We start from the raw sequence: 23,174 nt of genomic DNA on the forward strand, positions 1-23,174 counted from the left end.
CGCCTTCCATCGGACGCCATGGAACGGCGCCCGCCTCATCGAGTGTACGCAGGGCCCTGCATGCACGAAGGAGGCCGGACGTCGCCGTCCGGCCTCCTCAGGTTCCTGTTACGCGACCAGGCTGCGCAGCACGTACTGCAGGATCCCGCCGTTGCGGTAGTAGTCCGCCTCGCCCGGGGTGTCGATGCGCACGACCGCGTCGAACTCCACCGTCTCCTTGCCCGCGGGCGAGTCGGAGGTGGGGGCGGCGACCACGCGCACGGTGCGCGGCGTGGTGCCGGAGTTCAGCTCCTCGAGGCCCGTGATGCTGATCTGCTCGGTGCCGTCGAGGCCGAGCGAGTCCCAGGACTCCCCCGCCGGGAACTGCAGGGGGACGACGCCCATGCCGATGAGGTTCGAGCGGTGGATCCGCTCGAAGCTCTCGGTGATGACGGCCTTGACGCCCAGGAGGCTCGTGCCCTTCGCCGCCCAGTCGCGCGACGAGCCGGAGCCGTACTCCTTGCCGCCGAGGATCACGAGCGGGGTGCCCGCCGCCTGGTAGTTCTCGGACGCGTCGTAGATGAACGACTGCGGGCCGCCCTGCTGCGTGAAGTCGCGGGTGTAGCCGCCCTCCACGCCGTCGAGCAGCTGGTTGCGCAGGCGGATGTTCGCGAACGTGCCGCGGATCATGACCTCGTGGTTGCCGCGACGCGAGCCGTAGGAGTTGTAGTCCTTGCGGCCGACGCCGTGCTCCTCGAGGTAGCGGCCCGCGGGGCTGTCCGCCTTTATGGAGCCGGCGGGGCTGATGTGGTCGGTCGTGACCGAGTCGCCCAGCTTCGCGAGGACGCGGGCGCCCTGGATGTCGGACACCGGCGTGATCTCCATCGTGAGGCCCTCGAAGTACGGGGGCTTCCGGACGTAGGTCGACTCCGCGTCCCACTCGAACGTCGCGCCCGTGGGCGTGGGGAGCGAGCGCCAGCGCTCGTCGCCGTCGAAGACGCCGGCGTACTGGTGTGTGAACATGCCCGTGTCGATGGAGCTGTCGATGGTCGACTGGACCTCGGCCGCGTCGGGCCAGATGTCCTTGAGGAACACGTCGTTGCCCTCGGGGTCGGTGCCGAGCGCGTCGGAGTCGAAGTCGAAGTTCATCGACCCGGCCAGCGCGTAGGCGATCACGAGCGGCGGGCTCGCGAGGTAGTTCATCTTCACGTCGGGGTTGATGCGGCCCTCGAAGTTGCGGTTGCCCGAGAGGACGGCCGTCACGGCGAGGTCGTTGTCCTGCACCGCGGTGGAGATCTCGTCGAGCAGCGGACCCGAGTTGCCGATGCAGGTGGTGCAGCCGTAGCCCACCGTGTAGAAGCCGAGGTCCTCGAGGTACGTGGTGAGGCCGGACTTCTCGTAGTAGTCGGTGACGACCTTGGATCCGGGCGCCAGCGTGGTCTTGACCCACGGCTTGGCCTTCAGGCCCTTCTTGCTGGCGTTGCGGGCGAGGAGCCCGGCCGCGAGCATGACCGACGGGTTCGACGTGTTGGTGCAGGACGTGATGGCCGCGATGGCGACCGCGCCGTGGTCGAGCGTGAAGTCGCGCCCGTCCTCGAGCGTGACGCGCGTGGGCTTGGTGACCGACGACGGGCTCTGCGACGCGTGGTGGTGCTCGTGCATCGAGTGCTCGTCCTCCGGCTGCAGCTCGCCCGGGTCGGACGCCGGGAAGCTCATGGCCGTCGTGAGGTCGACGATGTCGTGGTCGACCTGCGCGTAGTCGTTGAGGTCGCGCTCGAACTGCGACTTGGCGTCGGTCAGCTCGATGCGGTCCTGCGGGCGCTTCGGGCCGGCGATGGACGGGACGACCGTGGAGAGGTCGAGCTCGAGGTACTCGCTGAACGACGGCTCGACGTCCGCGTCGTGCCAGAGCTTCTGCTCCTTGGCGTACGCCTCCACGAGCGCGACCTGCTCCTCGCTGCGGCCGGTGAGGCGCAGGTACTCGAGGGTGACGTCGTCGATGGGGAACACCGCGGCGGTGGAGCCGAACTCGGGGCTCATGTTGCCGATGGTGGCGCGGTTCGCGAGGGGGACGGCGCCGACGCCGGTCCCGTAGAACTCCACGAACTTGCCGACGACGCCGTGCTTGCGCAGCATCTGCGTGATGGTGAGGACCACGTCGGTCGCGGTGACGCCCGTGGGGATCTCGCCCGAGAGCTTGAAGCCGACGACCTTGGGGATGAGCATCGAGACGGGCTGGCCGAGCATGGCCGCCTCGGCCTCGATGCCGCCGACGCCCCAGCCGAGCACGCCCAGGCCGTTGACCATGGTGGTGTGCGAGTCGGTGCCCACGCACGTGTCGGGGTAGGCCTGCAGCACACCGCCGACCTCGCGCGTCATGGTGACGCGGGCGAGGTGCTCGATGTTGACCTGGTGGACGATGCCGGTGCCGGGCGGGACGACCTTGAAGTCCTCGAACGCCGTCTGGCCCCAGCGGAGGAACTGGTACCGCTCGCCGTTGCGCTCGTACTCGATGTCGACGTTGCGCTCGAGCGCGTCCTCGGAGCCGAAGAGGTCGGCGATGACCGAGTGGTCGATCACGAGCTCGGCGGGCGCCAGCGGGTTGATCCTGGTCGGGTCGCCGCCCAGCTCGCCGACGGCCTCGCGCATGGTGGCGAGGTCGACGATGCAGGGCACGCCGGTGAAGTCCTGCATCACGACGCGCGCGGGCGTGAACTGGATCTCGGTGTCGGGCTCCGCGTCCGGCGCCCAGTCGCCGAGGGCGCTGATCTGGCTGCCGGTGACGTTCTTGCCGTCCTCGGTGCGGAGCAGGTTCTCCAGCAGCACCTTCAGGCTGAACGGGAGACGCTCGTGGCCCGCCACGGTGTCGATGCGGTAGATCTCGTAGTCGGTGTCCCCGACGCGGAGTGTGTCCTTCGCGCCGAAGCTGTTGATTGCAGACACGTGGCCCTCTTCCCTCGCTGGATGGGCGCGGAAGTCGATTCCGCCCGTCATCCGATCTTGGTCGCCCGCCGCGGCCGGGTCCAGTAAGGCGACCCTGATCGGGCACGCCGACGCGGGGCGGGACGGCGCCGATGTATCTCGACGTCGAGATGAATCTACCATCGCCGCGCGGGCGGGACCGCCGCGCCGCGCCCGGGCGCCACGCAGGCGGGGACCGGGCGCGGCTCAGTCGGCGGGAGGCGCCGCGGGATCCTTCGCGTAGACGGCGCGCACGAACAGCCAGGACAGCACGAGGAGCACGCCGTAGAGCGGCGTCCCCATCACGAGGCGCGCGACGCCGAGCGCGTCGATGGCGTCGGCGAGGTAGAGCGGCAGCTGCACGGCGAGGCGCAGCGCGAAGAACGCGACCCAGACCAGCGTCAGCAGGCGGAGCGCGCGCGCCTTCCGGCGGTCCTGTCGCCAGGCCGTGCCGTCGCCCATGAGGAAGCCGACGGCGACGCCGACGAGCGGCCAGCCCACCACGACGGAGACGAGCAGGACCGCGAAGTACGCGCCGTTGGTCCAGAGGCCGAGCGCGTAGAAGTCGCGCCCCTCCCCCGAGCGCAGCGCCAGGACGGCGGAGATCACGATGCCGACGAGGCCGCCCACCGCCGGAGCCACGGCGGAGCGCTGGACGAGCCGCGCCACCACGGCGACGACCGCGACGGCGACGGGGACCGCGACCGAGAGCACGATGTCGCGCGTGACGGTGAAGGCGACGAGGAAGAGGAGCCCGGGGACGATCGCCTCGAGCACGCCCCGGACTCCGCCCATGGCCGTGAGGAGGGCGGAGGCGGTCATGGCCTCGCCGCGGGCGGCCTGCCCGAGGCCGGCGCGCTCGGCGGCCTGCGCCATGCTCGCGCCGAGGGCCTCGCCGGGCGCGGCTGCAGGTGCGCCCGGTCGTTCGGCGGACGGCGTCGCGTCCTCGTCGATCCCCTCGCGGGCGGGATCGGGCCCGCGCGGGCCGTCGCCCGTCACGCTCAGGATCCCAGCGCGGGTGCGGGGCTCTCGCCGGCCGGAGCCGCGCCCGGGGTGGTGCCCACCTGCGCGGCGGGCATCTTCAGCGGGATGAGGTCGCGCGGCGGCATCGGGGAGGATCCGCGCACCACGACGACGCTGCGGAACAGGTCCTCGACGGCCGCGGCGGCCTCGGGGTCGGAGATGGCGCGGCCGGTGATGACGCCGCGGAGGAACCAGCGCGGGCCGTCGACGCCGATGAAGCGGGCCTCGCGCGTCGAGGCCGCGGGCTGGCCCGGCTGCTGGACGACCGGGATCACCGCGTGGAGCTCGGGGCCGAAGGGGCCGTCGGCCAGGCGCGTGGTGCCGCCCTGCCGCTGGATCTGCTCGCCGATGGTCGTGCGGATCTCGTGCCACAGCCCGCTCGAGCGGGGCGCCGCGAACGGCTGCACCTGCAGGCTCGACTCGGCGAAGTCGAGGCCCACGGCGACGACCTGCTGCGTGCCCTCGGCGACCTCGAGGCGGAGGTGGAGGCCCTCGCGCGGCAGGATCTTGATCCCGCCGAGGTCGACGTACGGGCGGACGGGGTTCGCCTCGGTCTCGTCGAGGGGACCCTCGTCCGCGCGGTCGTCGGGGGCGGACTTGGCGTCCAGGACGTGCTCGGCGTCGTCCGCGACGGCGGCGTCGTCCGGCTGGTTCGCGTTCTCGTCGGTCATGTTCGGTCTCCTGGATCTCGGGCGGGGAGGGCGCCGGTGCCCGTGGAGCCGAAGCCCCCCGAGCCGCGGTGGCTCCCGGGCAGCTTCTCGACGGGCACGAAGCGCACCCGGCTGACCGGCATGACGACGACCTGCGCGATGCGGTCGCCGACCGCGACATCGTACGCGGCCTCGGCGTCGGTGTTGAGGAGGGTGACCCGGATCTCTCCGCGGTACCCCGCGTCGACGGTGCCGGGGGCGTTCACGATCGTGATGCCGTGCCGCGCAGCGAGGCCGCTGCGCGGGAGGACGAACGCGGCGTACCCGTCCGGGAGGGCGATCGACACGCCCGTGCCGACGGTGGCGCGCTGGCCGGGCTCGAGGCGCAGGGACTCCGCGCTCACGAGGTCGGCGCCGGCGTCACCGGGATGCGCGTAGGCCGGGATCGGGGCGTCGCCCGCGATGAGGACGTCGACGGGATCGGGCACGGTCAGAGGCTAGTGCAGGAATCTGATCGAATAGGCGCATGCCCGCATCCCCCCACAGAGAGCGGCTGTGGCCGGCTCCCTGGCTCTTCGTCGCCACCGCCCTCGTCATCCCCGCGAGCCTGCTCGTCTTCCTCCCCATCAGCGTGCTGGCCGGGGTCATCGTCGCGATCGTGCTCTACGCGGGCGTGGTCGCGACGCTGGTGCTCACGAGCCCCGTCATCGAGGTGGCCGACGGCCGGCTGCGGGCGGGACGTGCGTCGATCGACGTCGACCAGCTGGGCGAGCCCGAGGGCTTCCGCGGCGCGGAGGCCACGGCCGAGCGCGGCACGCGGCTGCATGCGCGGGCCTACCTCGTCATCCGCGGGTGGGTGGATCCGGTCGTCAAGGTGCCGCTCCTGGACGCCTCGGACCCGGCCCCCTACTGGCTCCTGTCCACGCGGACCCCGGAACGACTGATCGCCGCGATCCGAGGATCACGGCGATCATGACGTGCGATGAGGCGCAGGGCCTCTAGGGGCTCTCGCCCGGCGTCGCGCTAGGCGGCGCACTCCTGGCAGATGGGGCCGAGCTTCTCCTGGTGGTCGATCTGCGAGCGGTGCTTCACGAGGAAGCAGCTCACGCAGGTGAACTCGTCGGCCTGGGGCGGGAGGACCACCGTCTCGAGCTCGAGGTCGGAGAGGTCGGCTCCGGCTAGGTCGAAGCTCCCGGGGTTGTCGGCATCGTCGACGTCCACGACCCCGGACATGCGGTCCGGGACGCGCTCCTTGAGAGCCTCGATCGAGTCGGAGTCGTCCTCCGTCTTGCGCGGGGCGTCGTAATCAGTTGCCATTCCTGTCCACTTCTCGAATAACCGCCGAACGGAATCGGCGGGCACAGTTTGCATGAATCGCACCCGGATAGCAAACCGTCCGAGGGGCTCTCTCGGGGGCCCTGATCGGCGGTTTGGATGCGCGGAGCCGGCCCGTCTCCGGGCCGCGGATGCGGTCTCACACGGTACACCGTTCGCGCACTAACTGAGTGCCGCGCGGGGCCGTGATCCCGCCTCCCGACGCTCTCGTCGGACCCAAGTCGCGGCGCGCCACGCGTATTCCCCGGAAGAGGGGCCGACTCGTGTCATCGTGAATCGTCCAGTGAGCGCGAGAGGCGTGGAACACATGCAGGATCTGAAGATCGTCGGAGTCGAGGACGGCGCCCTCGTCGTCGAGACCGCGGGCGGTGAACGGCACCGCCTCGTGATGGACGACTCCTTCCGCCAGGCGCTGCGCCGCCAGTCCGACGGGAACGGCGCCACGCGCAAGGCCGCCCCGCGCATCATCCAGTCCTTCATCCGGCAGGGCATGAGCGCCGAGGACGTCGCCCGCGAGACCGGCGCGTCCGTCGAGTACGTGCGCAAGTTCGAGGGCCCGGTGGTCGCCGAGCGCGAGCACGTCGTCCGCAGCGCCATGAAGGTGCCCGTGCACACCGCCATCGAGGTGGATCCCATGGGGCAGGGCACGCTCTTCGGCCAGGTCATCGAGGAGCGCCTCGAGTCGCTCGGCGCGCGCGACGTGCGCTGGAGCAGCTGGAAGGAGCAGCTCGGTGGCTGGGTCGTGAAGGTCGCCTTCACGAGCGAGGACATCGATCACGACGCCCGCTGGTCCTACGACGCCAAGAAGCACGCCCTCTCCCCCGCGAACAACGAGGCGATCACGCTCTCGCAGCAGGGCGAGATCCGCGGGGCGCTCATCCCTCGCCTGCGCGCCCTGCCGCCCGAGGCCGCGGACACGCACCAGGAGGACGGCGTCACGCGCTTCGACAGCGGCGCGTTCCGCCTGCCGGAGCCGGCCGCGTCCGCCACCGAGGACACGGCGCCCCAGGCGTGGGAGGCACCGCGTCGCGACGAGGGCGCGTCCGTCTCGCACCTCGGCCGTCAGGGCAACCACCCGGCGGGCACCCAGCAGCCGGCGCGCGTCGCGCAGGTCGAGCTGAACGAGACCGCCGACCTGCTCGAGGCCCTGCGCCGTCGACGGGGCGAGCGCGAGTCCGTCCCGCGCGAGGACGAGGGCGACGACGCCGTCGAGGACGCGCCCGCCCCGTCCCCCGCTCCCGCCGCCCGTCGCGACGAGCCGCTGTCCCGCCCGCGCGGCGGCCAGCGCTCGACGCCGCCCCTGCGCTCCGCCGTGATCCCCGGCATCGGCCGCGTCGACACGACCCGTGACCGGCCGCGCGACGATGCCGACGACGAGGGCCTGCGGACCCCGGGCGCCGGCGAGGGCCGCGGATCCGCCAAGCCCTCGGGCCGACGCGGCCGCACGGCCATGCCGAGCTGGGACGAGATCGTGTTCGGCGCGCGCAGCGACGACGACCACCTGGCCTGATCCGGCTCCCGCGGGATCGTCGGCGTGCGCCGGTGCCCTCGCGGACGCCCGAGGCCCGTCAGCCGCGCGCGAACGCGCCGGCGCGGATGAGGGGCACGAGGCGCTCCTCGTCCGAGAACGCCCCGTGCTGGCCGACCATGCGCCGGGCCCCCTGGTCGCGGGGTCGACCGTCGTAGTAGGCGATGAGCGCGCGGGTGGCGACGACCACGTCGCCGATCCGCGCCTCGACGCCGGACCTCAGCGGTCCGTACCAGTCGGCCGCGATCGCCTCGGCGCGCGTGGCCACGTGCGCGCGCGTCCCCTCGGAGGCGCGCCACGCGTCGGCGAGGGCGTCGGCGTCCGCGCCCGGCTCGAGGTGCAGGTGCAGGCAGCGCGGCTCCCCCGCGACGTGACGCACGCCCTCGACCAGCTCCGGCACCCGGTCGAACAGCACCTGGGACTCGGCGGGCACGTCGACGATCCCGTGGTCGGCCGTGATCAGCGCGCCCTCGCGCGGGCCGAGGCGGGCGAGGAAGGGCCCGGCCGCGGCGTCCAGCTCCTCGAGCGCGCGCAGCCAGCGGTCCGACTGCCAGCCGTGCGCGTGCGCCGTCTGGTCGAGCTCGGGGACGTAGAGGTAGACGAGGGCGCGCGGCATGCGGTCGAGCAGCGCGCGCGTGGTGGCGAACCGGTCGGCGACGGACTCGGCGGCGACGAACGTCGCGCCGCGGAGCGCGGCACGGGAGAAGCCGGATCCGGCGTACCGGGCCGAGCCGACCACGAAGGCGGGCACGTCCGCCGCCGCCGCGCGCTCGAAGGCGGTGGGCACGGGCTGCCACTCCTCCGGGACGCTCCGGGCGTCCCAGCCGGAGAGGAGCTTGAGCACGCGGTCGTTCGCGGGATCCAGCGCGCTGTAGCCCACGAGGCCGTGCTCGCCGGCGCGCACGCCCGTGGTGAGCGACGTGATGCTCGCCGCCGTGGTGGTGGGGAAGCCCACGTCGACGACGTCCTTCTTGCGCCAGCCCTGGACGAGGTGGCGGGCATGGCCCGCACGGGCCCGCAGGGCGGCGGAGCCGAGCCCGTCGACGAGGACGACGACCGCGCGGTCGACGGGCGGGAGGCCGGCCTCCGACTCCTCCCCCGCGAGGGCGGCGAGGCAACCCGGCATCACCGCGGTGAGGCTCATCCGGCCGGATCCGGGCGCCGGTAGCATGGGGGCCATCCGGCCCAGTCTGCCACAGCAGCCCGGCGCGCATCCGCGTCACGACGCCGATCGACGCAGCGCCGATCCCGACCCAGAGAGTCCATGAGTCCCTCCACCACGAACACCACGCCCGACGAGCCCGCCGAGCGGATCGAGGACGTCGACGTCTCCACCGAGATGGAGAACTCGTTCCTCGAGTACGCGTACTCGGTCATCTACTCGCGCGCCCTCCCCGACGCCCGCGACGGCCTGAAGCCCGTGCAGCGCCGGATCCTGTACCAGATGAGCGAGATGGGCCTCCGCCCCGACCGCGGGCACGTGAAGTCCGCGCGGGTGACGGGCGAGGTGATGGGCAAGCTCCACCCGCACGGCGACTCCGCGATCTACGACGCGATGGTGCGCATGGCGCAGCCGTTCACGCTGCGCGTGCCGCTCATCGACGGTCACGGCAACTTCGGCTCGCTCGACGACGGGCCCGCGGCGCCCCGGTACACCGAGGCGCGGCTCGCCGCGTCCGCGCTCGCGATGGTCGAGGGCCTCGACGAGGACGTCGTCGACTTCGTGCCCAACTACGACAACGCGTTCATGCAGCCGGCCGTGCTCCCGGCGGCCTTCCCCAACCTGCTCGTCAACGGCGCGAGCGGCATCGCGGTCGGCATGGCGACGAACATGGTCCCCCACAACCTCATCGAGGTCGTCGGAGCCGCGCGTCACCTCATCGACCACCCCGACGCCACGCTCGACGACCTCATGGCGTTCGTGCCGGGGCCGGACCTGCCCACGGGCGGCACGATCATCGGCCTCTCCGGCGTGAAGGACGCCTACGCCACGGGCCGCGGCAGCTTCAAGACCCGCGCGCGCGTCTCCGTGGAGAGCCTCACGCCGCGGAAGTCGGGGCTCGTCGTCACCGAGCTGCCGTACCTCGTCGGGCCCGAGAAGGTCATCGAGAAGATCAAGGACGGCGTCCAGAACAAGAAGCTGTCGGGGATCACGAACGTCACCGACCTCACGGACCGCACGCACGGTCTGCGGCTCGTCATCGAGATCAAGACGGGCTTCAACCCCGAGGCGGTGCTCGAGCAGCTGTACCGGTACACCCCGCTGGAGGACGGCTTCAGCATCAACAACGTCGCCCTCGTCGAGGGCAGCCCGCAGACGCTCGGGCTCAAGGAGCTGCTGCAGGTCTACGTGGCGCACCGCCTCGACGTGGTCACCCGCCGCACGCGCTACCGGCTGGCCCGCAAGCAGGAGCGGCTGCACCTCGTGCTCGGCCTCCTCATCGCGATCCTCGACATCGACGAGGTCATCCAGGTCATCCGCGGCAGCGACGACACCGAGCAGGCCCGCGCGCGCCTCATGGACGTGTTCGACCTCTCGACGCTGCAGGCCGACTACATCCTGGAGCTGCGGCTCCGCCGGCTCACGCGGTTCAGCCGCATCGAGCTGGAGGAGGAGCGCGACCGGCTCGAGGCCGAGATCGCGGAGCTCGAGGCGATCCTGGCCGACCCGCGCCGCCTCCGCGCCCTCGTGTCGAGCGAGCTGCAGGACGTCGCCGACCGCTTCGGCACGCCGCGGCGCACGCTGCTCACCGAGGCCGCGCCGAGCGTCGCCGGTGCGTCGAGCCGTCGCGCCGCGCCCGTGCTGGAGATCGCCGACGTGCCCTGCCGGGTGCTGCTGTCCACGACCGGCCGCGCCGTCCGCGTCGACCTGCCGACGGATGCGCCCGGCACCCCCCTGCAGACCGTCCGCCGCAGCTCGCACGACGCCGTCCTCACGGCGATCGAGACCACGAGCCGCACCCGCATCGGCGCCATCACCAACACCGGCCGCCTCATCACCATGACGCCCGTCGACCTTCCGGTCGTGCCCGTCGCGAGCGTGCAGCTGGGCGCGGGCGTGCGGATCCGCGACTACCTCGGGCTCGCCGACCGGAAGGAGCGCGTGGTCGCCCTCGTCGCCCTCGGCACCGAGGAGGCCATCGCGCTCGGCACGCGCCAGGGCGTCGTCAAGCGGATCGCCCCGTCGGCCCTGCCCGCGAAGCCCGAGTTCGAGGTCATCGCGCTCAAGAAGGGCGACGAGGTCGTCGGCGCGCGCCAGGGCGCCGAGACCGACGAGCTCGTGTTCGTCACGAGCGAGGCGCAGCTGCTGCACTTCCCCGCGGTCTCCGTGCGCCCCCAGGGCATCCAGGCGGGCGGCGTCGCCGGCGTCAACCTCGGCGCGGGCGCCCGCGTCGTCTTCTTCTCCTCGGTCGCGCCGGAGGGCGCGGAGGTCGTCACGATCTCCGCGTCGTCGGCGACGATCGCGGGCGTCGACCCGGGGCGCGCCAAGGTCTCCGCGTTCGGCGACTTCCCGCGCAAGGGCCGCGCCACCGGCGGCGTCCGCGCGCATGCGTACCTCAAGGGCGAGGACCACCTCGCCCTCGCGTGGGTCGGCCCCGGTCCGGCGCTGGCCGTCGGTCCGGCGGGCGAGGTGCGGCAGCTCCCGCCCACGGGCATGAAGCGCGACGGATCCGGCATCCCGCTCGAGAAGGCCATCGGCGGCGTCGGCCAGGCGGTCACCCCCGCCGAGGCGCCCGATGCCGCCTCCGGTGCGGCGGTCGGCGTGGTCGAGGCGGCCGCGGAGGACGGCTCCGCTCCGCTCGACACGTAGGCGCTGCCCGGCACGGCGACGGCCGCGGACCCCGAGGGGGTCCGCGGCCGTCGCCGTCTCGGCGTCCGTGCGTCAGACGTCGATGCGGTCCCGCACGGATCCGGCGCCGTCGATGATGAACTCCTTGCGCGGCGCGACGTCGTTGCCCATGAGCAGCTCGAACATCCGCGCGGCCGCCTCCGCGCTCTCCACACGCACGCGTCGCAGGGTGCGGTTGCGGCGATCCATCGTGGTGGTGGCGAGCTGGTCGGCGTCCATCTCCCCGAGGCCCTTGTAGCGCTGGATCGGGTCCTGGTAGCGCTTGCCCTGCCGCTTCGCCTGCGCCAGCACGGCCGCGAGCTCGCGCTCCGAGTACGTGTAGATGACGTCGTTGGGCTTCGACCCCGGGTTCATGACCACCACGCGGTGCAGCGGCGGCACGGCGGCGAAGACCCGGCCCTCGTCGATCATGGGCCGCATGTAGCGGAACAGGAGCGTGAGCAGGAGGGTGCGGATGTGGGCGCCGTCGACGTCGGCGTCGCTCATGATGATGATCTTCCCGTAGCGCGCCGCGGAGAGGTCGAAGGTGCGGCCGGATCCGGCGCCCAGCACCTGGATGATCGAGGCGCACTCGGCGTTCGAGAGCATGTCCGGCAGAGACGCCTTCTGGACGTTGAGGATCTTGCCGCGGATGGGCAGCAGCGCCTGGTACTCGCTGTCGCGCGCGAGCTTCGCCGTGCCGAGGGCGGAGTCGCCCTCCACGATGAACAGCTCGCTGTTGGCGACGTCGTTCGACCGGCAGTCCACGAGCTTGGCCGGCAGCGACGAGCTCTCGAGCGCGTTCTTGCGACGCTGCGTCTCCTTGTGCGTGCGGGCGGAGATCCGGGACTTCATCTCGCCGACGACCTTCTCGAGGAGCACCGCGGTCTGCGCCTTGTCCTCGCGCCGCGTCGACTCGAAGCGCTCGGCCATGGCCTTCTGCACGACCTGCGAGACGATGGCGCGCACGGCCGGCGTTCCGAGCACCTCCTTCGTCTGCCCCTCGAACTGCGGCTCGGGGAAGCGCACCGTGAGCACGGCCGTGAGGCCCGCGAGCACGTCGTCCTTCTCGAGCTTGTCGGTGCCGACCTTCAGCTTGCGGGCGTTCGCCTCGACCTGCGCCCGCACGAACTTGAGGAGCCCCGCCTCGAACCCGGCCTGGTGCGTGCCGCCCTTGGGCGTCGCGATGATGTTGACGAACGACTTGAAGCGCGTGTCGTACCCCGTGCCCCAGCGCAGCGCGATGTCGACGGCGCACTCGCGCGTGAGCTCGGTCGGTACCATGGCGCCGCCGTCGGTGAGGACGGGGACGGTCTCCGTGAAGGAGCCGGATCCCTCGAGCCGCCAGGTGTCGGTGAGCGGCGCGTCGACCGCGAGGTGGTCGACGAACTCCGCGATGCCGCCGTCGAAGCGGAAGGACTCGCGCACCGGCTGCTCGCCGCGGAGGTCCTCGATGTCGATGCTGAGGCCCGGGACGAGGAACGCCGTCTGGCGCGCGCGTCCGAGCAGCTCCTCCGTGAGGAAGGACGCGCCGCGGGTGAAGATCTGCCGGTCGGCCCAGTAGCGGATGCGCGTGCCGGTGACGCCCTTGCGCACCTTGCCGACGACGCGCAGCTCGCTGCCCGACGTGAACGGGCGGAAGGGCGCGTCCGGGCTCGCCTCGCCCTCGTCGTCGAAGATGCCGGGCTCGCCCCGGCGGAACGACATGGCGTACGTCTTGCCGCCGCGGTCGACCTCGACGTCGAGGCGCTCCGAGAGCGCGTTCACGACGGACGCGCCCACGCCGTGCAGGCCGCCGGAGGAGGCGTACGAGCCCGACCCGAACTTGCCGCCCGCGTGCAGCTTGGTGAACACGACCTCGACGCCGGACAGCCCGGTCTTGGGCTCGATGTCCACCGGCACGCCGCGCGCGGTGTCGCGCACCTCGACGCTGCCGTCCGGGTGCAGCCGCACGTCGATGCGGTCGCCGTGGCCGCCGAGGGCCTCGTCCACGCTGTTGTCGATGATCTCCCACAGGCAGTGCATGAGCCCGCGGGAGTCGGTGGATCCGATGTACATGCCGGGCCGCTTGCGCACCGCCTCGAGCCCCTCGAGGACGGAGAGATGGCGGGCGGAATAATCGGATGCTGCCACGTGCTGTCCTCCATGTGCGTCCGGCGTTCGCCGGACGCGAGCCGGTGTCGATCTTAACCGCCACCGGGTGCCTCCCCCTCCGACCCGCCGTCCCGATCCGCGCCTACGCGCAGAGCGAAACGGAGGGCCGCCGATGGGCCGACACCCGGGAGCACGTGGTCTACTTGACGCATTCGGCTCGACCCACGACCCGACCCGGAGGGGAGCATCACATGACACCGACCGCGACCGAGCGTCCCGTCGACGAGCTCGACGACCACCAGCTCACCGCCAACGACCGCTGCGACAGCTGCGGGGCGCAGGCCTACATCCGAGTCGAGGTCAACAGCTCCGAGCTCCTCTTCTGCGCCCACCACGGCAAGAAGTACCAGGAGAAGCTGTCGGCCATCGCGACGAGCTGGCACGACGAGTCGAGCCGCCTGCTCGACGAGCGCTCCTAGCAGCATCCGCGTCGGCTCGGCCGGCGCACGGAGAAGGGCGCATCCCCCAGGGGATGCGCCCTTCTCCCGTATGCGGGCGGTGCTGCGGGCGACTAGTAGTGCGCGGGACGCGCCATGACGGTCGCGCGGGCCTCGCGTGCCCAGCCGTCGAGCCGGTCGAGCGTGCCGGAGATGTCGGCGGGCAGCTCCCGTCCGTGACGGGCGAGGGCCGCGGACAGCAGCTCGTCGGCGAGGCGCGGGTTGAGCGCGAGCACGGGTCCGCCGAGGTGGGTGCCGATGGAGGAGCCGACGCGCACGCCCTCCCCGCCGCCCTGGCCGGCGTTCCCGAATCCGGCGCGCACGGTGCCGAGGGGGTCGGCCTGGCCGATGTCGAGGGTGGATCCGTGGTTCTCGTAGCCCACCAGCTCGCCCTCGGGGGTGTCGAGCACGAGATCGCCGACGCGTCGCTCCGCGGTCAGCGTCGTGCGGACGGGCAGGACGCCGGCGCCCACGAGCTCGCCGCCGTCGACGAGCCGCACGGACTCCCCCAGCAGCTGGAGGCCGCCGCCGACCGCCAGCAGCGGGACGCCCGCCTCCCGCAGGGCGCGGAGATGCGGGGCGTGCGAGACGAGGTCGGGCAGCACGGCGCGCTGGGCGGTGAGCGGGCCGGATCCGGCGATCACCAGGTCGGCGTCGCCGGGGTGGCCGCCGCCCGGGGCGTGCCGCACCACCTCGGTGCGGATGCCGCGGATGCGGGCCCGCTCGACGAGCACCGTCACGTTGCCCCGGTCCCCGTTGATGCCGAGCTCCTCGGGGTAGAGGTGCAGGATGCGCAGGGCGTCGGTCACTCGGGTCCTCCCTCGAGGTCCGTCCGCCCGAGGATGCGGCGGATCGCCATCATCTGCTCGTAGTTGACGATCATGGTCTTGACCCCGCGGGACGGCTTCTCCAGCGCGAGGAACGCCTGGACGGCGCGACGCAGGTCGGGCTCGACCCGGCCGACCTCGAGGCCCTCGTAGCCGAAGCGCACCGCCAGCTGGTAGCCCTTGGTGCCGGAGACGACGTCGGCGTGGGTGAGGGCGGACAGGTCCGTGTCGTAGATCCACGACGGGTCCGGTGTCCCGTCGTCCACGGCGAGCAGCACCTGCTCGGGCGGGTCGCCCAGCGCGTCGAGGTTCATCTGCAGGCTCGCCGGGTTCTTCATCATGATGATCTCGATGTCCTCGTCGCCCGCGCGCAGCATCTCGCCGCGCCCGTAGACGGCGGCGACGGAGCCGAGGCCCTGCGCGGCGAGGGCCGGGTCGAACCGGACCCCGAGCACGCGGCGCGCGGTGGCGAGCGCACCGGCCGCGTCGACCGCGTAGTGCAGGCCGCGCGAGGGCAGGCTGGCGGCGACGTCGCCGGACGCGAGCCGGAACACGGCGTCCCGCCCGGTGAGCGCGACGGCCTCGACGTCGGCGGCGACCTGCACGAGGTCGGGCGCCTCGGACCCGAAGCGGGGCGCGGACGCGAGTCCGTGCTTGCTGTCGCCGAGGAGGGCCTCGGACACGCCGAACCAGTCGACGGCGGCGCGCCCGGCGCGTGCGGTCTCGGCGGCGATGGCGTTCACGTGCGCGTCGTCGCGGTTGGCGATGACGGCCTCGGTCGCCGTGGCGGCGATCCGCTCGAGCATGCCGACGACGCGGTCGGGCTCGTGGAACCGGTTGAGCTGGTCGATCTGGATGTTGAGCAGCAGCACCGTGCGCGGCGTCAGCAGCGCGGAGAGGGCGACGCCGTAGGCCTCGTCGATCTCCAGCACGGCGACGTCGGCGTCGAGGCGGCCGGACGCGTCGGCGTCGGCCAGCACCGCGGACGCGATCCCCTGCGGCAGGTTCCCGCCGGAGGGGTTGGTGAACACGCGGAGCCCGTGCGCGCGGAGCACGGCGGTGAGCATGTGGGTGGTCGTCGACTTGCCGTTCGACCCCGTGACGGCGACCACGCCGTGCGGCAGGTCGGCGATCGTGCGCTCGAGGAAGCGGGGCTCGAGGCGGAGGGCGACGACGCCGGGCACGGCGGAACCGCCGCCGCGGAGACGGGCGGCCCAGCGGGCGGCCCGTCCCGCGGCGACGGCGAGGCGCAGGGGCACGGCCTACTCGAGGTAGTCGCGCAGCGACTGCGAGCGCGACGGGTGGCGGAGCTTGGCCATGGTCTTCGACTCGATCTGGCGGATCCGCTCGCGCGTGACGCCGAACGTGTCGCCGATCTGGTCGAGCGTCTTCGGCATGCCGTCGCCGAGGCCGAAGCGCATGCGGATGACGCCCGCCTCGCGCTCGGACAGCGAGTCGAGGAGCGACTCGAGCTGCTTCTGGAGCATGGTGAAGCCCACCGCGTCGGCCGGCACGACGGCCTCGGTGTCCTCGATGAGGTCGCCGAACTCGCTGTCGCCGTCCTCGCCGAGGGGCGTGTGCAGCGAGATGGGCTCGCGGCCGTACTTCTGGACCTCGATGACCTTCTCGGGCGTCATGTCCAGCTCGCGCGACAGCTCCTCGGGCGTGGGCTCGCGGCCCAGGTCCTGGAGCATCTGGCGCTGCACGCGCGCGAGCTTGTTGATGACCTCCACCATGTGCACCGGGATGCGGATGGTACGGGCCTGGTCGGCCATGGCGCGCGTGATGGCCTGGCGGATCCACCAGGTCGCGTACGTGGAGAACTTGAAGCCCTTGGTGTAGTCGAACTTCTCGACCGCGCGGATGAGGCCGAGGTTGCCCTCCTGGATGAGGTCGAGGAACTGCATCCCGCGACCCGTGTAGCGCTTGGCCAGGCTGACCACGAGGCGGAGGTTGGCGCCGAGCAGGTGGCTCTTCGCCCGCTGGCCGTCGCGCGCGACCCAGCGCAGCTCGCGCTCCAGCTCGCGGGAGATGCCCGGGGTGTTCGCCAGCTTGTCCTCGGCGAAGAGGCCCGCCTCGATGCGCATGGCGAGCTCGACCTCCTCCGCGGCGTTGAGCAGCGCGACCTTGCCGATCTGCTTCAGGTAGTCCTTGACGGGGTCGGCCGTGGCGCCGGTGATCGTCGTGGAGTAGACGGGGACGTCCTCGTCCTCCTCCTTGTTCGACAGCACCATGGCGCCGGTCGGGAGGGGCTCGAGCACGACGGGCGGCTTGGCGGCGCCGTCGTCGACGACCTCGTCCTCCGTGTCGTCCTCGGCGACGGGGACGACGACCTCGTCGGCGTCCTCCTCGGAGGCCTCACCGGGGCCGTCCGTCGCGGCGGTCTTCTTGGCGGCGGCCTTGCGGGGCGCCTTCGCGGGCGCGGCCTCGCCGGACGCGGCGGCGGCCTTCTTCGCGGCGGCGGCCTTCGCGCGGGCGGTCGGCGCCTTCGCGGGCGCCTCCGTCTCCGCGGGTGCGTCGGACGCCGCGGCGGCGGCCTTGGCGGCAGCGGCCTTCGTCGGGGCCTTCGCGGTGGCGGCCTTGGCGGTCGCGGTCTTCGTCGCGGTGGTCTTCGCGGCCGTCGAGGTGCGTGCGGGCGCGCGCTTCGCGGGTGCCTTCGCCTCCCCCGTCGCGGCGTCGTCGGCCGTGCCGGTCGCGGCGGCCGCGTCCAGGGTGGCGGACGGGGTGGAGGGGGTGGCCATGCGAACACCTTTCGTCCCCACGACGACCGGTCGTGCGCTCCGCGGTGCTGCTGCGGGGTGACCTGCCGGAGGTGGGTCGGGGTTGTTTTCGGACATTGCTAGGACCCATGTCAAGTCCGCTGCTCGTGCACCACCGGGGCGGTGCGAGATGCGGGACATGAACGGGTCCGTATCTGATTATTGCACGGATGGGCGCGCGCACGAGCCACTGCCGCCCACCTGAGAGCCGACGTCACGCGCCGAGGCGACGGCGCCGGTCGAGGTAGGCAACCCACAGGGGCCCCACCCGTATTCCCTCGTCCGCCAGCGCCCGGCGCGTGCGCCGCCGCGTGCGGATGAGCATGACGGCGCCGACCCCGATCACGAGGTACTGCACGGCGAACGCGATGCGGAACGAGTCGAGGGAGTAGAGGTCGCTCGGCTCTCCCCCGGCCACGCGGATCCCGTCCTGCACGTCGAGGGCGATCCCGATGAGCAGCATCATCGTGAAGCTCGCGGTGAAGCCGGCGACGTTCACGATGCCCGACGCCGCGCCGAGGCTCCGCGGCGGGTTGAACGTGCGCGCGAAGTCCAGCCCGACCTGCGAGCCCGGCCCGCCGATGCCGATCGCGACGACGACGAGGACCACGACGGGCAGCGGCGGCACGCCGGGCCAGAGGAGCAGCACGCCCCACGCGACGCCCATCATCACGACGATGCCGAGCACGAGGTTGGAGCGCCGGAAGGGGAAGCGGCCCGTGAGGATCCCGATGACCGGCCCGACGACCATGCCGGACGCCACGATGACGATGAGGAGGCCGGACGCGAGCGCGGGGCTGTAGCCCATCGCGCCGACGAGGAACGGGAATCCCCAGAGGAGGCTGAACACGACGCCGGAGGACTGCGTCACGAAGTGCGACCAGAAGCCCAGCTGCGTGCCGGGACGGCGGAGGCTCCGCCCGAGCTCCCGCATCGAGTCGCCCCACGGCACCCGCGGCGGTGGGACGTCGCCGGTCGGGCGGTCGCGCACGGCGATGAGGACCGCGACGAGGGCGACGACCGCCACCGACGCCGACCCGAGGAAGGCGGGGGTCCAGCCGGCCGTGTGGAGCACGATCGAGAGGGGCACGGCCGAGAGCACCTGGCCCAGCTGGCCCACGTTCGCGAACCACTGCGAGAGGACGGGCACGCGCGGACCCGAGAACCAGGAGTTGATGAGGCGCAGGCCCGAGACGAACGTCATGGCGTCACCCGCGCCGACCAGCATGCGGCCGAGGATCGCCACCTCGAGCGACGTGGACAGGGCGAGGGTGACCTGGCCGGTCACCATGAGCAGGGCCCCGCTCGCCAGGAGAGCGCGCGGGCCCACCCGGTCGATGAGCACGCCCACGGGGACCTGCAGCGCCGCGTAGACGATCAGCTGCGTCACCGCCAGCGTGGAGAGGAGGGACGCGGATGCGTGGAGCCGCTCGCCCGCCTCGACCGAGGCGATCCCGAGGGAGCCGCGCTGCAGGACGGAGGAGAGGTACGCGGCCATCGCGACGCCGAGGACGATGCGGGCGCGGCGGGTGCTCATCGGGACGAGGATACCGACGAGCGGATCACCTCGATGACGGCGTCCCCCGAGGTCGGGGCGGCGGCGCCGGGATGGTCAGGCGGCGTCGCCGTCGCCCGGACGGCGACGCGCGAGGAACTTCTCCAGCTCGGCCGCGATCTCGTCGGCCGTCGGCAGGGCGCCGTCCTCGTCGGTGAGCGGGGACTTGAGGGGCGTGTCCTCCATGTAGCTGTCGTAGCGCTCCTCGAGCGTCGTGACGAGGCGCGCCAGCTCCTGGTTGCCGGCGACCTGCTCGTCGATGCGCCCGACGAAGTCGCGACCCTCCTCGCGGAGGCGGTCCGTGGGGAAGATCAGCCCGGTGGCGGCGCTGATGCTCTCGAGGGCGGCCACCGCGGCGAGCGGGAACTCGGTGTCGGCGAGGTAGTGCGGCACGAGCAGCACGAAGCCGGCCACGGGGTGACCGGCGTCGTGGAGGCGGTGCTCCACGAGGTGCAGCGCGTTCGCGGGGACCTGCGTGTGCGGCTTCCACACGCTCAGCGCGTCGATGAGCTCCGTGCGGTTGCCGCTCACCGTCACGTTGATGTCGCGCGTGTGGGGAACGGGCATGGGGATGCTGTGCACCCAGGTCGTGGTCGAGATCCGGTACCGCTCGACGATGCCGATGACGGCGGTGGTGAACGCCTCCCACCGGAAGTCCGGCTCGAATCCGGTGAGCAGGAGGAACGGCTGGCCGATCTCGTCGTGCGCCAGGTACAGCGCGAGCCGCGCGGGCCGGTAGTCGGCGAGGTGGTCCTGGTCGAAGTAGATGGTGGGGCGACGTGCCCGGTAGTCGAGCAGCGTGTCGGTGTCGAAGCGCAGGACATCGCGGTGGCTCAGCGTGCTGAGCAGGTACTCGCTGACCTGCGAGACGCCCGACCCCGCGTCCGAGAACCCGGTGAGGCCGGCGACCAGCGGGAGGCCGGTCGGGACCTCGCCGATGTCGGTGTCGATCTCGTACAGTCCGTCCGCGTCAGCCATGGATCCACTCTAGGCCGCGCCTCCGACGGCCCCCGGCGGAGGGCGGCCCGTCCGTGCCGCCGAGAGCGAACACGCGCCTCGAGCGTCCGATGCGGCGGTGCCGGCCCGCGCTCACGGCTGCCCGTCTCCCCGCGTCGATAGGCTCGTCGCCCATGACCACTCCCCTCCTCTCCGTGTCCCCCGACCGCGCCGTCGACATCGAGGCCGACGTCCTCGTGGTCGCCGTCTCCAGCGAGAAGGAGGGCGTCCGGGTGCACCTGCCCGAGGGCCTCGAGATCGACGAGGCGGGCCTGCCGGCGCTCGGCGTCACGGGCGCGCGCGACGAGGTCGTCCGCGTGGCCGGCACGGGAACCGCCGCCCGCGCGATCGCCCTGGTCGGCGTGGGCTCCGCGCCGCTCGACGCGGTCGCGCTCCGCTACGCCGTCGGCTCGGCCACCCGCCAGCTGCGCGGCGTGGAGCGGGTCGCCGTGGCGGTCCCCGTCTCGTCGCTCGAGGAGCTGACCGCCGTCCTCGAGGGGGCGGCCCTCGGCGTCTACTCCTTCGACTCCTACCGCCACGACTCCCTCGCGGGCCAGAAGCCGCGCGCCTCCGCGGTCGTCGTGGCCGCGCGCGGCACCTCCTGGACCGCGGAGGACGCCGACGAGGCCATGACGCGCGCCGCCGCCGTCGCGGACGCCGTGGCCGGCACCAAGGACCTCGTCAACACGCCGCCCCTCGACCTCTACCCCGCGACCTTCGTCGACGCGGTGGAGGACCGCACGTCGGGTCTGCCGGTCGACGTCCGCGTGTGGGACGAGGAGGCGCTCGCCGCCGACGGCTTCGGCGGCATCCTCGGCGTCGGCCAGGGATCCACCCGCCCGCCCCGTCTCGTGAAGGTCGCGTACTCCCCCGCCGGGGCCACGCGCCACCTCGCGCTCGTCGGCAAGGGCATCACCTACGACACCGGCGGCATCTCCCTGAAGCCCGCCGTCCCGATGATCGGCATGAAGTACGACATGACCGGCGCCGCCACGATCCTCGAGGTGGTCGTCGCGGCCGCGCGCCTGCAGCTGCCCGTGCGGCTCACAGCGTGGCTCTGCATCGCCGAGAACATGCCGTCCGGTTCCGCCATCCGTCCCGACGACGTCCTCCGCATGCGCGGCGGCACGACCGTGGAGGTGCTCAACACCGACGCCGAGGGCCGCCTCGTCATGGCGGACGGCATCGTCGCCGCGAGCGAGGAGCACCCGGACGCCATCGTCGACATCGCGACGCTCACGGGCGCCCAGGTCGTCGCGCTCGGCGAGCGGTACTCGGCCGTCATGGGCGAGGACGCTCTCGTCGCCCGCCTCCTCGACGCGGCCCGCGAGCAGGGCGAGAGCATGTGGGCCATGCCGCTGCCCGACGAGATGCGCTCCCTCCTCAACTCGGACGTCGCCGACATCGCGAACGTCAAGCCGGGCAACCCCGCGGGGGGCATGCTCGTCGCCGGTGTCTTCCTCAAGGAGTTCGTCGGCCGCACGAGCGATGCGGAGGACGCGCCGCGGATCCCGTGGGCCCATATCGACATCGCCGGGCCGTCGCACAACAAGGCGGGCGGGCACGGCTTCACGGGGAAGGGCCCGACCGGCGTCGCGGTCCGGACGCTGCTGGCCCTGGCCGCCGGTTTTTCACGCGCGTAGTAGGCTCGGAGAGGCCTCCTGAGGGGGTCCCGCGCCTGCCCGGTCGGGCGGTCGCATGAGACGACCTTGATGCATACGAGGGAGATCCTGGGTGTCGGAACAGAACTTTGACGTGGTGGTGCTCGGCGGCGGGAGCGGTGGCTACGCCGCCGCCCTCCGCGCGGTTCAGCTGGGCAAGACCGTGGGCCTCGTGGAGAAGGGCAAGCTGGGCGGCACGTGCCTCCACCGCGGCTGCATCCCCACCAAGGCGCTCCTGCACTCGGCCGAGGTGGCCGACGTCTCGCGGGAGTCGGAGAAGTACGGCGTCAACGTCACGTTCGACGGGGTCGACATCGCGCGCGTCACGGCGTACCGCGAGGCCATCGTCGCCAGCAAGTACAAGGGCCTCCAGGGGCTCATCAAGGCGCGCGGCATCACCGTCATCGAGGGCGAGGGCCGCCTGACCTCCGGGACGACCGTGCAGGTCGGCGACCAGACCATCACCGGGAAGAGCATCGTCCTCGCGACGGGCTCGTACTCGCGCACGCTCCCCGGCCTCGAGATCGGCGGCCGCGTCATCACGAGCGAGCAGGCCCTCGAGCTCGACTACATCCCCAAGAAGGTCGCCATCCTCGGCGGCGGCGTCATCGGCGTGGAGTTCGCCTCGGTCTGGCGCTCCTTCGGCGTCGACGTGCAGATCATCGAGGCCCTCCCCCACCTCGTCCCGAACGAGGAGGAGTCGATCAGCAAGCAGTTCGAGCGCGCCTTCCGCAAGCGCGGCATCGCGTTCTCGCTCGGCGTCCGCTTCAAGTCGGTCACGCAGGACGACCAGGGCGTCCAGGTCACCCTCGAGGACGGCACCGCGTTCGACGCGGACATCCTGCTCGTCGCCGTCGGCCGCGGCCCGGCGACCCAGGGCCTCGGCTTCGAGGAGGCCGGCGTGAAGACCGACCGCGGCTTCGTCCTGACGGACGAGCGCCTCCAGACGAGCGTCCCCGGCGTCTACGCCGTCGGCGACATCGTGCCCGGCCTTCAGCTCGCGCACCGTGGCTTCCAGCAGGGCATCTTCGTCGCCGAGGAGATCGCAGGCAACAAGCCCGTGGTCGTCGAGGACATCAACATCCCCAAGGTCACCTACTCCGACCCCGAGGTCGCGAGCGTCGGCTACAGCGAGGCGAAGGCCGTCGAGAAGTTCGGCGCCGACAAGGTCTCCAGCTACGAGTACAACCTCGGCGGCAACGGCAAGAGCTCGATCATCGGCACGGCCGGGTCCGTCAAGGTCGTCCGCGTGCAGGACGGCCCGGTCGTCGGCATCCACATGATCGGCGCGCGCGTCGGCGAGCTCATCGGCGAGGGCCAGCTCATCGTGAACTGGGAGGCCTACCCCGAGGACGTCGCCAACCTGGTGCACGCCCACCCCACTCAGAACGAGGCGCTCGGGGAGGCCCACCTGGCCCTCGCCGGGACCCCTCTGCACGCCCTGTAGCACCCTGCCAACACCGACACACAAGCCGGGTCC

18 protein-coding genes are annotated in these 23,174 nt (G+C 72.4%); 6 read left to right on the top strand and 12 right to left on the bottom strand.

The window, feature by feature from the left end:
* Positions 1-108 precede the first annotated feature (108 nt).
* The 4 genes from acnA to dut form a co-directional block, all read right to left on the bottom strand.
* On the bottom strand, positions 109-2,922 hold the full coding sequence (acnA, locus tag ACMT9T_RS01685) for an aconitate hydratase AcnA (RefSeq protein WP_414743957.1): 2,814 nt from the start codon (positions 2,920-2,922) through the stop codon (positions 109-111).
* A 225-nt stretch (positions 2,923-3,147) separates the two neighbouring features.
* Complete coding sequence (locus ACMT9T_RS01690) at positions 3,148-3,939, bottom strand: DUF3159 domain-containing protein (RefSeq protein ID WP_414743958.1); 792 nt, start codon at positions 3,937-3,939, stop codon at positions 3,148-3,150.
* A gap of 2 nt (positions 3,940-3,941) precedes the next feature.
* Entirely contained in the window at positions 3,942-4,634 is a 693-nt protein-coding gene (locus tag ACMT9T_RS01695; RefSeq protein WP_116055474.1) for a DUF3710 domain-containing protein, read from the bottom strand.
* Positions 4,631-5,101 carry a dUTP diphosphatase gene (gene dut, locus ACMT9T_RS01700; protein ID WP_116055473.1) on the bottom strand — a complete coding sequence of 157 codons (471 nt, stop codon included), beginning with the start codon at positions 5,099-5,101 and terminating at the stop codon, positions 4,631-4,633. The genes ACMT9T_RS01695 and dut overlap by 4 nt, the downstream gene beginning before the upstream one ends.
* Positions 5,102-5,139: 38 nt before the next feature.
* On the opposite strand from dut, the gene ACMT9T_RS01705 reads away from it, so the two are divergent.
* Positions 5,140-5,589, top strand: coding sequence for a DUF3093 domain-containing protein (locus ACMT9T_RS01705; RefSeq protein WP_414743959.1), 450 nt, complete (start codon positions 5,140-5,142; stop codon positions 5,587-5,589).
* Between the two features lie 47 nt (positions 5,590-5,636).
* On the opposite strand, the gene ACMT9T_RS01710 is transcribed toward ACMT9T_RS01705, so the two are convergent.
* The gene (locus ACMT9T_RS01710; protein WP_012038342.1) at positions 5,637-5,930 is read right to left on the bottom strand and encodes a DUF4193 domain-containing protein; all 294 of its coding nucleotides are present in this window, start codon (positions 5,928-5,930) and stop codon (positions 5,637-5,639) included.
* A gap of 325 nt (positions 5,931-6,255) precedes the next feature.
* On the opposite strand from ACMT9T_RS01710, the gene sepH reads away from it, so the two are divergent.
* Complete coding sequence (gene sepH, locus ACMT9T_RS01715) at positions 6,256-7,458, top strand: septation protein SepH (protein WP_414743960.1); 1,203 nt, start codon at positions 6,256-6,258, stop codon at positions 7,456-7,458.
* 58 nt (positions 7,459-7,516) lie between these two features.
* On the opposite strand, the gene ACMT9T_RS01720 is transcribed toward sepH, so the two are convergent.
* Positions 7,517-8,656: an alkaline phosphatase family protein gene (locus tag ACMT9T_RS01720; protein WP_414743961.1), complete on the bottom strand. Its 1,140-nt coding sequence runs from the start codon at positions 8,654-8,656 to the stop codon at positions 7,517-7,519.
* An 84-nt stretch (positions 8,657-8,740) separates the two neighbouring features.
* Between ACMT9T_RS01720 and ACMT9T_RS01725 the strand changes: the two genes are divergently transcribed.
* A complete protein-coding gene (locus ACMT9T_RS01725) occupies positions 8,741-11,287 on the top strand; it encodes a DNA gyrase/topoisomerase IV subunit A (protein ID WP_414743962.1) in 2,547 nt (848 codons plus the stop codon).
* Positions 11,288-11,359: 72 nt separating this feature from the next.
* On the opposite strand, the gene ACMT9T_RS01730 is transcribed toward ACMT9T_RS01725, so the two are convergent.
* Positions 11,360-13,438, bottom strand: a complete 2,079-nt coding sequence (locus tag ACMT9T_RS01730; RefSeq protein ID WP_414743963.1) for a DNA gyrase/topoisomerase IV subunit B — start codon at positions 13,436-13,438, stop codon at positions 11,360-11,362.
* A gap of 212 nt (positions 13,439-13,650) precedes the next feature.
* On the opposite strand from ACMT9T_RS01730, the gene ACMT9T_RS01735 reads away from it, so the two are divergent.
* Positions 13,651-13,878: a DUF7455 domain-containing protein gene (locus ACMT9T_RS01735; protein ID WP_043669247.1), complete on the top strand. Its 228-nt coding sequence runs from the start codon at positions 13,651-13,653 to the stop codon at positions 13,876-13,878.
* 92 nt (positions 13,879-13,970) lie between these two features.
* Here ACMT9T_RS01735 and ACMT9T_RS01740 read toward each other — a convergent pair whose 3' ends face one another.
* The 5 genes from ACMT9T_RS01740 to ACMT9T_RS01760 form a co-directional block, all read right to left on the bottom strand.
* Positions 13,971-14,705 carry a type 1 glutamine amidotransferase gene (locus tag ACMT9T_RS01740; protein ID WP_414743964.1) on the bottom strand — a complete coding sequence of 245 codons (735 nt, stop codon included), beginning with the start codon at positions 14,703-14,705 and terminating at the stop codon, positions 13,971-13,973.
* Positions 14,702-15,982 (bottom strand): MurT ligase domain-containing protein, encoded by a 1,281-nt coding sequence (locus ACMT9T_RS01745; protein WP_414743965.1) that lies wholly within the window; start codon positions 15,980-15,982, stop codon positions 14,702-14,704. The genes ACMT9T_RS01740 and ACMT9T_RS01745 overlap by 4 nt, the downstream gene beginning before the upstream one ends.
* Positions 15,983-15,985: 3 nt before the next feature.
* A complete protein-coding gene (locus tag ACMT9T_RS01750) occupies positions 15,986-17,464 on the bottom strand; it encodes an RNA polymerase sigma factor (RefSeq protein ID WP_414743966.1) in 1,479 nt (492 codons plus the stop codon).
* 232 nt (positions 17,465-17,696) lie between these two features.
* On the bottom strand, positions 17,697-19,019 hold the full coding sequence (locus tag ACMT9T_RS01755) for an MFS transporter (RefSeq protein WP_414743967.1): 1,323 nt from the start codon (positions 19,017-19,019) through the stop codon (positions 17,697-17,699).
* Positions 19,020-19,094: 75 nt separating this feature from the next.
* Positions 19,095-20,015: a proteasome assembly chaperone family protein gene (locus ACMT9T_RS01760; RefSeq protein ID WP_414743968.1), complete on the bottom strand. Its 921-nt coding sequence runs from the start codon at positions 20,013-20,015 to the stop codon at positions 19,095-19,097.
* A gap of 152 nt (positions 20,016-20,167) precedes the next feature.
* Between ACMT9T_RS01760 and ACMT9T_RS01765 the strand changes: the two genes are divergently transcribed.
* Together ACMT9T_RS01765 and lpdA are read left to right on the top strand one after the other, a co-directional pair.
* Positions 20,168-21,676: a leucyl aminopeptidase gene (locus ACMT9T_RS01765; RefSeq protein ID WP_414743969.1), complete on the top strand. Its 1,509-nt coding sequence runs from the start codon at positions 20,168-20,170 to the stop codon at positions 21,674-21,676.
* 91 nt (positions 21,677-21,767) lie between these two features.
* A complete protein-coding gene (lpdA, locus tag ACMT9T_RS01770) occupies positions 21,768-23,141 on the top strand; it encodes a dihydrolipoyl dehydrogenase (protein ID WP_043669227.1) in 1,374 nt (457 codons plus the stop codon).
* The last annotated feature ends 33 nt before the right edge of the window (positions 23,142-23,174 follow it).

It is taken from the genome of Clavibacter vidaverae (genome assembly GCF_047529985.1).
Classification (GTDB): domain Bacteria; phylum Actinomycetota; class Actinomycetes; order Actinomycetales; family Microbacteriaceae; genus Clavibacter; species Clavibacter nebraskensis_A.

Excerpts from the sequence above, each read along its gene's own strand:
- ACMT9T_RS01695 (WP_116055474.1), bottom strand. The coding sequence starts at position 4,634 with ATGACCGACGAGAACGCGAACCAGCCGGACGACGCCGCCGTCGCGGAC.
- ACMT9T_RS01705 (WP_414743959.1), top strand. The coding sequence starts at position 5,140 with ATGCCCGCATCCCCCCACAGAGAGCGGCTGTGGCCGGCTCCCTGGCTC.
- ACMT9T_RS01710 (WP_012038342.1), bottom strand. The coding sequence starts at position 5,930 with ATGGCAACTGATTACGACGCCCCGCGCAAGACGGAGGACGACTCCGAC.
- sepH (WP_414743960.1), top strand. The coding sequence starts at position 6,256 with ATGCAGGATCTGAAGATCGTCGGAGTCGAGGACGGCGCCCTCGTCGTC.
- ACMT9T_RS01720 (WP_414743961.1), bottom strand. The coding sequence starts at position 8,656 with ATGGCCCCCATGCTACCGGCGCCCGGATCCGGCCGGATGAGCCTCACC.
- ACMT9T_RS01725 (WP_414743962.1), top strand. The coding sequence starts at position 8,741 with ATGAGTCCCTCCACCACGAACACCACGCCCGACGAGCCCGCCGAGCGG.
- ACMT9T_RS01735 (WP_043669247.1), top strand. The coding sequence starts at position 13,651 with ATGACACCGACCGCGACCGAGCGTCCCGTCGACGAGCTCGACGACCAC.
- ACMT9T_RS01750 (WP_414743966.1), bottom strand. The coding sequence starts at position 17,464 with ATGGCCACCCCCTCCACCCCGTCCGCCACCCTGGACGCGGCCGCCGCG.
- ACMT9T_RS01755 (WP_414743967.1), bottom strand. The coding sequence starts at position 19,019 with ATGAGCACCCGCCGCGCCCGCATCGTCCTCGGCGTCGCGATGGCCGCG.
- ACMT9T_RS01760 (WP_414743968.1), bottom strand. The coding sequence starts at position 20,015 with ATGGCTGACGCGGACGGACTGTACGAGATCGACACCGACATCGGCGAG.
- ACMT9T_RS01765 (WP_414743969.1), top strand. The coding sequence starts at position 20,168 with ATGACCACTCCCCTCCTCTCCGTGTCCCCCGACCGCGCCGTCGACATC.